Source organism: Clostridium estertheticum (assembly GCF_018861295.1).
GTDB classification, from domain to species: Bacteria; Bacillota; Clostridia; order Clostridiales; family Clostridiaceae; genus Clostridium_AD; species Clostridium_AD estertheticum_D.
This window is the reverse complement of the sequence record NZ_JAHLDM010000005.1, coordinates 118,009-129,849: the sequence shown is the minus strand read 5'-3', so window position 1 is coordinate 129,849 and position 11,841 is coordinate 118,009. Positions and strand designations below refer to the sequence as shown.

The following is an 11,841-nucleotide window of genomic DNA, read 5'->3' as shown; positions in this document are numbered from 1 at the left end:
CTATAAAATAATATATAACCTAATCCTTTTGATCAAATATACCATATTTCCATGCTACTAAAACAGTAATTACTCCTACCGTTGCTAATAAAAAATATGCCCTTTGTGTACTAATTTGCATAGCTATGATAGCAATACCACCTAGAATAGCACTTATAAAATACATGATAATAACTGCTTGTTTTTGGCTAAGGCCCATAGCCAATAGCCTGTGATGCAAGTGTCCTTTATCGGCTTGCATTATAGGTTTTCCATGAACTTTTCGTCTTATCATAGCAAAAAGTGTGTCATAAATAGGTAATGCAAACGCCAAAATTGGCACTGCAATTACAAAAGCCGTCGCAGATTTAATAGCCCCCTCAATTGAAATAGCAGCTAAGAGAAACCCTAATAATTGAGAGCCAGTATCCCCCATAAATATAGATGCTGGATTAAAATTATATGGCAAAAAGCCTAAAATCGCACCACTTAAGACCGCTGTTAAAAATGCAGCTTCTAGTCTTCCACTAAGTATAGAAACTATCATTAGAGTAACACATGATATGAACGCTATGCCTGCCGCTAGTCCATCTAATCCATCAATTAAGTTAAATGCATTAGTAACACCCACAATCCATATTATAGTCACTGGTATGTTAATCCATCCCATGCTTATAAAGGGATAAAAATCCCTAAAAGGATTGGTTATCATAGATATTTTCACACCTGACATCAATAAGCATATAGCCGCTATAATTTGTATAAGGAGTTTATATCTAGGTCTTAAATCTTTAATATCATCAATAATTCCACCAATAACAATTACAGTCGCGCCAATGATTATACCCGTTTGAGAGGTCGTTAAAATTCCATTATATAAAATTACTCCTAAAACAAAAGCTATATATATGGCGAGTCCACCCATAACTGGTACCGGTTTTGTATGAACTCTTCTTGTATCTTTAGGAACATCAATGGCATTAACCCTTATTGCTAATTTCTTAACTAAAGGTGTAAATACAGCAGAAATTAAAGCTGTAACAATTGCTAAAACATATCTATCACTCATAAAAAGACCTTTCTTTCACAAAAACGGTGTTTTTATTTGATAAATATAGACTAAAATCCATGAAATTAATAGTTAACTTTGCTTTACAAGATTTCATAATTAATATCCACCATCACCTTGAATTGAGTCATCGTTTTCTATCCATTCCTGTACAAATACTATCTTATATTGTATTTTATCGTCTCTAATTATTACTTTCTCTATACCTGCATTAATTATAAATCTTTTACATAAAGAGCATGGGGATGCATTTTCAACTAATTCACCGCTGCTTACCTCTTTACCTACCAAATAAAGCGTTGCTCCTAACATATCGCTTCGTCTTGATGATATAATTGCATTTTGCTCTGCATGTACTGATCTGCAAAGTTCATATCTTGTCCCTCTTGGAACTTTTAGCTCTTCTCTCCTACATACGCCTAAATCACAACAATTTTTTCTTCCTCTAGGTGCTCCCGAATATCCGGTAGACATAATTTCATCATTTTTCACTATAATAGCTGCAAAATTCCTGCGTAAACAAGTTCCTCGCTCAGATATTGTTTCGCATATATCCAAATAATAATTATGCTTGTCAATTCTTTTCATAATTATACCTCATATAAAATATATTTTAATTATTTAGATAAAAATCAAATATAAAATTTTAATCTAATAATCAATCACTATTATTTTACACTAAAACAATAAAAATTTAAAGTGTTTGATAAACTATATATGTTAATTTACTATATTATTACTCCGTTTATGCCGATAGTTATCTCTTTGTATGGAACTATTACTCTAGCTTTAAGCATAGCTTCCTTTACAGAAAAAACAATACCAGCACAACAGGGTACTTCCATCCTAATAACCGTAATACTCTTAATTTCATTGTTTTCTAATATTTCAGCAATTTTATCTCTATAATAGTCATCATCATCAAGCTTCGGGCAACCTATTAAAGTTATTCTCCCTTTAATAAACTCCTTATGGAAATTTCCATAAGCATATGCAGTACAATCTGCAGCAATTAATATATCTGCTCCTTTTAGAAATCCTGCCTTTGAGTTAACTAACTTTAGCTGAACTGGCCATTGATTTAACATTGATGCTGCTGATTCTTCTACATTCGTGTTTACTCTAATTTTTGATTGTACTAAATTAGATTTTATATTTCTTTTTATAGACTTTTCCATTGTACCAGGACATCCACAAGGTAAATCACTCTTCTTACCTTCTTTATTATCACTTTGTTCCTTTTTAATTAAAACAGCCTTAACATCATAACTCATAGCGTCTCTCTGAATTATTTTAATAGCATCAACTGGACATTCCGGCAGACAATCACCTAATCCATCACAATACTCATCACTTATTAATTTAGCCTTACCACTAACGAGCTCTATTGCTCCTTCATGACAGGCATTTATACATAATCCACAACCATTACATTTACTCTCATCTATATTAATGATATTTCTTTTCATTTTATAACCTCCCAAATTTTTAAATATATATTTGCTTACTAATTAACTTTTCGATTGACTGTATAGTCTAATTATATTAAAATTACTTATAATAATATGTAACTCATGTTACCAAAATAAAAATTTAAGGGTGATTCGTTGGATAATTTAGTAAATAATTTAAAACACTGTATTTTATTTAAAGGTTTAACTTCTCTAGAGCTTCAAAATTTAATTACAAGTATAAACTATTCAATTTCCAATAGCTCTAAAAATAGTGATGATTATCACACATCTATAGTAGCCCTTGAGGGAGATATCTGTGACTCACTAGGAATTGTCATCGAAGGTGAACTAGAGGTTCAAAAACATTATGCTAGCGGAAAAATTGTTACCCTAGCAAAATTAAATAAAGGAAAGATTTTTGGTGAAGCAATAGCTTTCTCAGAGACAAATATATATCCCGCTACTATAATCTCATCTATTGGTTCAATAATACTATATATTTCAAAAAAAGATGTTATATCTATGTGTAGCTCCTATCCTATAGTATTGAATAATTTCATGCAATTATTATCTAGCAAAATTCTTCTATTAAATAGAAAAATTAAAGAACTATCTTTTGAAACTTTAAGACAAAAAATATCTAACTATTTATTATCTCAATATGAAATTCAAAAAAATTTAGAACTAGTACTTCCAATGTCAAGGAAAAATCTTGCTGAGCATCTTGGTGTACAACGGCCATCTCTCTCAAGAGAACTTGTTAATATGAAAAGTGATGGATTAATAGATTTTAATAAAAATCTATTTCAAATAAAAGATTTAAGTGGCATTGAAGATATTCTGATTTGATCCAATTGTCGAATATTCCCGAACTGTTTCTTAAAAGATATTAAATTTTACTTGATAATTGTTATCCATTGATGTATAGTTGTAATTGTAGCAAAGATAAACACTAATTTTGATTCTACTTATTAAATAATATAACTAATATATGAGAGGATACAATTTATAATTGTAATCTTACTCAAAAGAATACGAGGAGGAATTATATATGAAAAAATTTGTTTGTACAGTATGTGGATATATCTATGAAGGGGAATCTGCACCTGATGTCTGTCCTGTTTGTGGAGCTAAAAGTGATAAATTTATAGAGAAAACTGAAGGTGACATGGAATGGGCAGATGAGCATAAAGTTGGAGTTGCCAAAGGAGTAGACGCTGACGTTGTTGAAGGATTAAGAGCTAACTTTGTTGGAGAGTGTACTGAAGTTGGTATGTACTTAGCAATGAGTCGTCAAGCTGATAGAGAAGGTTTCCCAGAAATCGCAGAAGCTTATAAAAGAATTGCCTTTGAGGAAGCTGATCATGCTTCAAAATTCGCAGAAATGCTTGGAGAAGTAGTAACAGCTGATACTAAGAAAAATCTTGAAATGAGAGTTGATGCAGAACATGGCGCTTGTCAAGGTAAAAAAGATTTAGCTACTTTAGCTAAAAAACTTAACTATGATGCTATACATGATACAGTACATGAAATGTGTAAAGATGAAGCTCGTCATGGTCGTGCATTCCAAGGATTACTTACTAGATATTTCAAATAAGAGAGTATCCTATGACTTTTCCCTTCAGAACTCCAAATAAGAGTTTGAAACGTGAAAGTTGATTAAGTAATTCTAATGTTTGGCAAATATAAAATTATCTAGCACTCACATTCGGCTTGCGCCGGTTCGCTAGACTTCCTTCCAGGAAGTCTCACGAGAATTTTATATTTGCCAAACAAGAATTTCTAAATCAACTTTCAATGTTTCTGCTCTTCTTATTTGGAATCACTTCCGGAAAAAGTCATACTATTATAGATATAACAAGATATATCTAACAGAAATAATGTATACCACAGTAAAAAGCAACTTACAGAATAATTTCTGTAAGTTGCTTTTTATTTTTACCTTTTGTTTATTTGCCTAAAACTTTTTATTTAGTTCCAAATAATCTGTCTCCAGCATCTCCAAGACCTGGCACTATATATCCTTGTTCATTTAATTTTTCATCAATTGAAGCTGCATATATATCTACATCTGGATGTGCGTCACTAATAGCTTTAATTCCTTCTGGTGCTGCTATAAGACACATAAGTCTTATGTTCTTTGCTCCTCTTTTCTTAAGAGCTGAAATTGCATCCATTGCAGATCCACCGGTCGCAATCATAGGGTCCGTAATAATTACATCTCTTTCACTAATGTCCTGAGGCAATTTACAGAAATACTCAACTGGTTGAAGCGTTTCCTCATTCCTATACATTCCAATATGTCCAACCTTAGCTGCTGGTATAAGTTTAAGAACACCATCAACCATTCCAAGGCCTGCTCTAAGTATAGGTACTATAGCCATTTTCTTTCCAGATAGAACTTTACATTTAGTAGTACAAATAGGAGTTTGGATTTCTACTTCTTCTAATTGTATATCACGTGTAACTTCATAAGCCATAAGCATAGCAACCTCTTCAACTAGCTCTCTAAAATACTTCGAACCTGTGTTTTTGTCCCTTATATATGCCAATTTATGTTGTATAAGTGGGTGTGTAATTTGTGTTACTTTACTCATATGTGTTTCCTCCTAATATTTTATTTACAGTATTTTTTTTCAATTTCAGTAATTTTATCAATTCTTCTTTGATGTCTTTCGCCTAAGAATTTAGCATTAATAAAAGTATCTACTATGTCTAAAGCTAATCCTATTCCGGTAGTTCGTTCTCCAAGCGTAAGTATGTTAGCATTATTATGCTCGCGCGTTGCGTGGGCACTAAAAGTATCAGCGCACAGCGCAGCCCGTATTCCAGGTACTTTATTAGCACAAATGCTTACTCCAATCCCTGTACCACATACGAGTATTCCTAATTCAAAGTTTCCTGCTACTACTTCTCGTGCAACCTTTAGTGCATAATCCGGATAATCACAAGAATCTTCAGTATGAGTACCAAAGTCTGTTACCTCAACATTTTTACTCTTCAAATGTTTAATTATTTCTTTTTTTAAGCTTAAACCACCATGATCACTACCCAATGCTATCCTCATTGTAAAGCACCTCCAAAATATTTTTGCTATAATATATAATATTACAAAAAAAGAAGATATCATCATTTAAATAAATTATTCAAATGCTACTATCTTCCATATCTTATCAAATAATAAATACACATTATTTTTTGAACTATTAATTTGTTTTAAAGAAAATAAAATATTCCTAACCTGGGGGACTATTTTGTTTATAATACATATTTTATCGAAAACAGCTTTCAAAATATAGCTTCTTTCCATTTTTTCATTACAAACATATAATATATCCATAGTCAGCCTCCTTATATTTTCCTAAAACATATACAAATTATAAGTTTTATCTACCTATACGTAAGTTATATCAAAACCTGCGGATTTCTTAAGCCTATTCATTATAGCATATCCAAGGCCCTTTTCCTCAAAGGCTTCTGATAATATTAAATCTACATCTATAGCATCAAAACTTCTTAAAACTTCAAATAGGTTTCTACCCACAGTCTCTAACTGTTTTCTATTTCCTAAAGAAACAACAGTGCCAAAAGGATATTTATCTTTAGTTTCATCAGTTGCAATAATCCCTATTTTTTTGTTGCCCATATTAGTTTGCACTATTTCATTGATTTTTGCAATAGTTTTTTCTATGTCTCCACATATAATTTTTACTGGGGCTTTTGGTGCATAATGCCTATACTTCATACCAGGCGCCTTAGGCTTAAAATCTTTTTTTGGTTTAGACATTACATTCTTATCAATATATATTTCATCATCTATCTCTCTTAGCATCTCAATAGTTATAGCTCCTGGTCTAAGTATGCAAAGTGGAGTACATGTACAATCAACTATTGTTGACTCAATGCCTATTTGGCTTTTCTCTCCGCCTAAAATATATTCTATCTTCCCACTTAAATCTTCAATACAACTTTCCACCTCTGTAGGGCTAGGTCTGCCAGATATATTAGCTGATGGAGCCGCAATAGGCGTTCCAGCTGCTTCAATAAGTTTTCTCGCAATAACACTTGATGGCATACGTATACCTACAGTATCAAGACCTGCACTCGTAGTATTTGGAATCAAATCAGACTTATCGAAAATTAATGTTATTGGCCCTGGCCAGTATTTACTCATTATTTCCTTAGCTATATCTGGTACTTCCTTAACTAGCGTCTCTATATTACGATTAGCTACATGCACAATAAGTGGATTATCCTGAGGTCTACCTTTCGCCTTAAAAATCTTTTCTACAGCAGTCTTATCTAAGGCATTTGCTCCAAGGCCATAAACCGTTTCTGTAGGAAAAGCAACTAATCCACCCTCTTTTATAACTATGCCCGCTTCATTAATTGTATCTTGTGCTATATTATTTACATCTAAAATCACAATCTTTGTATCCATCCTTACACCTCTTAATTTTATAAACACCTATTCTCTATATTCTTTTATATTTTCTATAGCATCATCCGAAAACACTGCTTGGTTACAAGTTTTATATAAATCATTTAATAAACTATATTTTCTAAATCCACCATTATTAATTACAAAATAGTAATATGTTTTTTCCGGATTTTGAGTCTTAATTTCAATATACATTTTAGCTACATAAGGGTATTTCATAAAAAAATTTATATCCACAGGACGAATTCTTTTGTTTCTAAACCCCGATTTTGTTATTATAATAATTTTCAAATTCCTACCATGACCCTCTGTATGCACTAAATCAACTTTTTTACATATAATTATAAATTTAACTCTTGTTATTCCACACCATATACTGATTTTATAACCATTCTGTTTGAAATCAATATATTCTTCATTAATTCTAAGAAGTAACACAAAAGTAATCATTACCTCTATGCAAATCAAATAAATTATAAAAAACATACTCATAATATTTGATATCATTAGTGCAATTGGTAATAAAACAAAAATAAAGCACATTGATAGCATAAACCTTTTATAAGTTTTTTTTTGCTTTCTAATGGCTTTATTTATATTCATAATTTCACCTTTCACTCATAATAATACTTTAGTTATTATTTCCCATTGCTTTCATCTTTTCTGCTTGATCAGCAGTTATTAAGCTATTCAGCATTTCATCTATGTCTCCATCAAGAAAAGCATCTAATTTATACAAAGTTAACCCGATTCTATGATCTGTTATCCTGCCTTGAGCATAATTATATGTTCTTATCCTCTCACTTCTATCTCCAGTACCTACTTGACTCTTTCTCTCTTCAGCTATTCCTGCTGATCTCTCAGCTTCAGCTCTGTCAAATAATCTAGATTTCAGTATCTTTAGAGCTTTTTCTTTATTTTTTAATTGGGATTTTTCATCCTGGCAAGAAACTACAAGCCCTGTTGGAATATGCGTCATTCTTACTGCTGAATCTGTTGTATTAACGCATTGTCCTCCATTACCAGATGCTCTAAACACATCTATTCTTAAATCATTTGCACTAACTTCAATATCTACATCATCAACTTCAGGTAAAACTGCTACAGTTGCTGTAGACGTATGAATCCTTCCACTCGACTCTGTGTCTGGTACTCTTTGAACTCTATGCACTCCACTTTCGTATTTGAATTTACTATATGTAGATTCACCTTTTATCATAAATACTATTTCTTTGAATCCACCAATATCAGTTTCATTAGCACTCATAACTTCAACTTTCCATCTATTACGTTCTGCATATCTTGTATACATTCTAAATAGATTTGCTGCAAACAGTGCGGCTTCATCTCCACCAGCTCCTGCTCTAATTTCCACAAATACGTTTCTCTCATCATTTGGGTCCTTAGGCAAAAGTAAAATTCTTAATTCTTCCTGCATCGTTTCCTTAATTTCATTTAATTCTTTAATTTCCTCTTGAATCATATCTTTCATTTCTTTATCTGATTCTTCTTTAAGCATTTCTTTATTTGTTTCTAAATCTTGTTTTGCATTTTTATATATTCTATATTTTGTAACAATTATTTCAAGTCCCGCATGTTCTTTACATAGTTTTTGCCATTCTTTTTGATTAGCAATAACCAACGGATCACTAATTTTTATTGAAAGTTCATCATATTTATTTTCCGTAAAATCAAGTCTATCTAACATTTTTTTATCACTCCGTATATATATTTTCACATTAGTTAATTATATCATAATCAGATGCAATATACAAATTGCTTCTATCCAATCATTTCTCTCTTATAACAACTATTCCGTTAGATAATTAATCCACTAATGTAGCTTTAATAACCCTATCATTTCCCGATAAATCTTTAATACATTCTATATTATTAAATCCTGATTTAAGCAAGATATCTGTAACTGCTTCTTTTTGATCATATCCTATTTCAAAAGCTAAAAGTCCACCTTTTTCTAAAACTAATATGCTTTCTTTTGTAATTCTCCTATAAAAATCAAGACCATCTTCCCCACCGCATAGTGCTATAAATGGTTCATAACCTTTTACATCATCCATTAGAGTAGGTATAACCTCTTTTCTTATATAGGGCGGATTAGAAACTATTACTTCAAATTTTATATGTTGATTTATTGCTACTTGTAGCAAATCACTCCGATCTATATTAATTCTTTTAGACAATTTAAATCTTTCTATATTTAGCTTTGCCACAGCTAAAGCATCTTCTGATATATCATAAAGCGTTACCAGGGTTTCTTTAATAAACTCAGCTATTGATATACCAATAGCTCCACTTCCAGTACAAACATCACATATTTGCGTGAGACCTTTTTCCTTTATATATTTAATTACTTCCTCAACCAAAATTTCAGTATCGGGTCTTGGTATTAAAACTCCTGGCCTTACTATGAAATCCATTCCCATAAATTCGCACTCGCCAAGAATGTATTTTATAGGCATTTTATTTTTTCTAATCTTAATCAACCTAAAAAACTCATTTTCTTGTTCTATACTAATTTTAATGTCTCTATTAATCATTATGAACAATTTATCCTTTTTTAAAACTTTACCAAGCAAAAGTTGTGAATCTAACAAATAACTTTCAATATTGACCTTTTTTAAAATTTCATATGACTCTAAAAGTACTTCCTGTATAGTATTTTCTTTTTCTATATTAATTTTCACAACCTCCATTCATTTCGTGTAAATATTATTCATAATTTCTATGTTTTATACTAATTAATCTACAATTCCTTCTGCAACTTTAAGTGCTCTTATTGCCACTTCTAATTGAGATAAATCCGGTTCTCTTGTAGTTAAGTTTTGTAATTTAAGTCCTGGATAAGAAAGAATTTTAGATAAGTTACTTTTGCTTTTCCCCATCCATTTAATAATTTCATAACTTATGCCTGAAATGAAAGGAAGTAATATAATTCTATACATTATTCTTTCTCCAATTGAGTTCCAACCAGTTAAAGAGAACACTATAATGCTAACTATCATAACTAGAAACAAAAAATTTGTTCCACATCTTGGATGTAGCCTTCCGAATTTAGCCGCATTTTCTGGAGTTAATTCAACTTCGTTCTCATAACAAAATATAGTTTTATGTTCTGCACCGTGATACTCATACACCCTCTTAATATCTTCCATTTTCCCTATTAGATACACATATAACAAAAATATTAAAACTCTAATAATTCCCTCTACAATATTCATACCCATTGTACTTGTACCCAATTTACTAAACAAATTAGCCACAAAGGTTGGCACAATAAAAAACAATCCTACAGATAGAGCCAAAGAAATTACAAGAGATATCGCCATAACTACATCATTACTTTTCTCTTTGAACAATTTTTGTATGCATTTATCTAATTTTGAAGGTTCACCTTCCTCCTCAAAAAAAGAAGCTGAATAATTTAATGTCTTTACGCCTATAATTAATGATTCAATTAAAGAAATGAATCCTCTTATTATTGGTAGGCCTACCAATTTATTCTTCTTAGTATATGATGTGTAACTTTTTTTCTCAACTACGATTTCTCCTTGCTCAGTTCTCACAGCGGTTGCAATTCCTGCAAGCCCCCTCATCATAACCCCTTCAATTACTGCTTGGCCTCCAACACTTGTATTTCTAGCCATAGTTAAACCCCCTCTTTAGGTACAATGTGACACTTTCTACATCTTGCTTCATATGACTCCGTAGCCCCAATCAATACAATTTTATCTTCATATTTAGCCGGCTTCCCATTAATTAGACGTTGAGTTCTAGTAGCAGGATTACCACACACTACACAAATCGCTTGAATTTTATCAACAAATTCCGCTATTGCGAGTAGTGCTGGTATAGGTCCGAATGGTTCACCTCTAAAATCCATATCTAGTCCCGCACATATAACTCTTTTGTTATTATCGGCAAGTGATGTAATTATATCTATAATGCCCTTGTCAAAAAACTGTACCTCATCGATGGCAATAACTTGTGTATCAGCATCTAAAAGATCTAATATTTGCAAGCTATTCTTAACCCTAACTGCTTCTTCCTTTTCTCCACAGTGAGATACCACATCGTCTTTACTATATCTATCGTCAATTTCCGGTTTAAAAACCTGCACTTTCTGCTTTGCAATTTTAGTTCTTCTTATTCTACGTATAAGTTCCTCAGATTTTCCACTGTACATAGGTCCTATAATAACTTCCACCCAGCCATGATTTTTTGGTCCGTACATATTTATACCTCCAGTTTATTCAACCGCCTCTTAAAATTACAGTTAAATCATCTCCTGGGTCGCTGAAACAATGACCTAGAAGATGCATTGACGACTTCAGAAGGAAATTTATATTCCCACTAAAGTTTTATTTCTGCTAATGTAATTAACTGCCACTTATAGAAGTGGGAGACTTTCCTTCTAAAATGTCATTAAATCAAATAAAAATTTTAACCATATATATTTTATCAAATATATACTATATAATAAAGTAAAAAAATAATTTTATTCTTATTGACTTAATTATTAATTATATGATAAAATTGAATAGTTGACAATACGGGTATATATTTATTTTAAAAAGAGGTGAAAAATATGCAAAAAGAAATACAACCAGAATATCATCACGATACAATCGTTAAATGCGCATGTGGAAACACTTTTACTACAGGATCTACTAAACAAGAACTTAAAGTAGACGTATGTTCTAATTGCCATCCATTCTATACTGGTAAGCAAAAGAATATTGATGCCGGCGGAAGAGTTGATAGATTCATGAAGAAATTTAACATAAAAAATGAAGATGTAGAATAATATAGTAATGGAAAAGATTTAATTATCTTTTCCATTTTTTCATTTATAAAATAATAAGCGGCATATAATTAAG

The 11,841-nt window shown here is 31.3% G+C and carries 15 protein-coding genes; 3 read left to right on the top strand and 12 right to left on the bottom strand.

Annotated features, from left to right (window positions below; genetic code table 11):
- Positions 1 to 19: 19 nt before the first annotated feature.
- From KPL54_RS07395 to KPL54_RS07385, 3 genes are all read right to left on the bottom strand, one after another.
- Positions 20 to 1,048, bottom strand: a complete 1,029-nt coding sequence (locus tag KPL54_RS07395) for an MraY family glycosyltransferase (protein ID WP_216105963.1) — start codon at positions 1,046 to 1,048, stop codon at positions 20 to 22.
- A gap of 99 nt (positions 1,049 to 1,147) precedes the next feature.
- Positions 1,148 to 1,636, bottom strand: coding sequence for a deoxycytidylate deaminase (locus tag KPL54_RS07390; RefSeq protein WP_216105962.1), 489 nt, complete (start codon positions 1,634 to 1,636; stop codon positions 1,148 to 1,150).
- 140 nt (positions 1,637 to 1,776) lie between these two features.
- Positions 1,777 to 2,517, bottom strand: a complete 741-nt coding sequence (locus tag KPL54_RS07385) for an ATP-binding protein (RefSeq protein ID WP_216105961.1) — start codon at positions 2,515 to 2,517, stop codon at positions 1,777 to 1,779.
- 138 nt (positions 2,518 to 2,655) lie between these two features.
- On the opposite strand from KPL54_RS07385, the gene KPL54_RS07380 reads away from it, so the two are divergent.
- The gene (locus KPL54_RS07380) at positions 2,656 to 3,351 is read left to right on the top strand and encodes a Crp/Fnr family transcriptional regulator (protein ID WP_216105960.1); all 696 of its coding nucleotides are present in this window, start codon (positions 2,656 to 2,658) and stop codon (positions 3,349 to 3,351) included.
- Between the two features lie 202 nt (positions 3,352 to 3,553).
- Entirely contained in the window at positions 3,554 to 4,099 is a 546-nt protein-coding gene (locus KPL54_RS07375; protein ID WP_216105959.1) for an NADH peroxidase, read from the top strand.
- Between the two features lie 370 nt (positions 4,100 to 4,469).
- On the opposite strand, the gene upp is transcribed toward KPL54_RS07375, so the two are convergent.
- The 9 genes from upp to KPL54_RS07330 all read right to left on the bottom strand — a co-directional run bounded on the left by upp (position 4,470) and on the right by KPL54_RS07330 (position 11,195).
- Positions 4,470 to 5,099, bottom strand: a complete 630-nt coding sequence (upp, locus tag KPL54_RS07370; RefSeq protein ID WP_216105958.1) for a uracil phosphoribosyltransferase — start codon at positions 5,097 to 5,099, stop codon at positions 4,470 to 4,472.
- 20 nt (positions 5,100 to 5,119) lie between these two features.
- Positions 5,120 to 5,569 (bottom strand): ribose 5-phosphate isomerase B, encoded by a 450-nt coding sequence (gene rpiB / locus KPL54_RS07365; RefSeq protein ID WP_216105957.1) that lies wholly within the window; start codon positions 5,567 to 5,569, stop codon positions 5,120 to 5,122.
- Between the two features lie 75 nt (positions 5,570 to 5,644).
- Entirely contained in the window at positions 5,645 to 5,842 is a 198-nt protein-coding gene (locus tag KPL54_RS07360; protein WP_216105956.1) for a hypothetical protein, read from the bottom strand.
- 54 nt (positions 5,843 to 5,896) lie between these two features.
- Positions 5,897 to 6,943 carry an L-threonylcarbamoyladenylate synthase gene (locus KPL54_RS07355; RefSeq protein WP_216105955.1) on the bottom strand — a complete coding sequence of 349 codons (1,047 nt, stop codon included), beginning with the start codon at positions 6,941 to 6,943 and terminating at the stop codon, positions 5,897 to 5,899.
- Between the two features lie 27 nt (positions 6,944 to 6,970).
- Positions 6,971 to 7,546 (bottom strand): hypothetical protein, encoded by a 576-nt coding sequence (locus KPL54_RS07350; RefSeq protein WP_216105954.1) that lies wholly within the window; start codon positions 7,544 to 7,546, stop codon positions 6,971 to 6,973.
- A 28-nt stretch (positions 7,547 to 7,574) separates the two neighbouring features.
- Positions 7,575 to 8,651 (bottom strand): peptide chain release factor 1, encoded by a 1,077-nt coding sequence (prfA, locus tag KPL54_RS07345; protein WP_216105953.1) that lies wholly within the window; start codon positions 8,649 to 8,651, stop codon positions 7,575 to 7,577.
- A gap of 118 nt (positions 8,652 to 8,769) precedes the next feature.
- Positions 8,770 to 9,648 carry a peptide chain release factor N(5)-glutamine methyltransferase gene (prmC, locus tag KPL54_RS07340; protein WP_268038529.1) on the bottom strand — a complete coding sequence of 293 codons (879 nt, stop codon included), beginning with the start codon at positions 9,646 to 9,648 and terminating at the stop codon, positions 8,770 to 8,772.
- 54 nt (positions 9,649 to 9,702) lie between these two features.
- Complete coding sequence (locus tag KPL54_RS07335; RefSeq protein ID WP_216105951.1) at positions 9,703 to 10,608, bottom strand: DUF1385 domain-containing protein; 906 nt, start codon at positions 10,606 to 10,608, stop codon at positions 9,703 to 9,705.
- A 2-nt stretch (positions 10,609 to 10,610) separates the two neighbouring features.
- Positions 10,611 to 11,195, bottom strand: a complete 585-nt coding sequence (locus tag KPL54_RS07330) for a thymidine kinase (RefSeq protein WP_071611063.1) — start codon at positions 11,193 to 11,195, stop codon at positions 10,611 to 10,613.
- A 354-nt stretch (positions 11,196 to 11,549) separates the two neighbouring features.
- On the opposite strand from KPL54_RS07330, the gene rpmE reads away from it, so the two are divergent.
- A complete protein-coding gene (rpmE, locus tag KPL54_RS07325) occupies positions 11,550 to 11,768 on the top strand; it encodes a 50S ribosomal protein L31 (protein ID WP_151553952.1) in 219 nt (72 codons plus the stop codon).
- Positions 11,769 to 11,841: the final 73 nt, after the last annotated feature.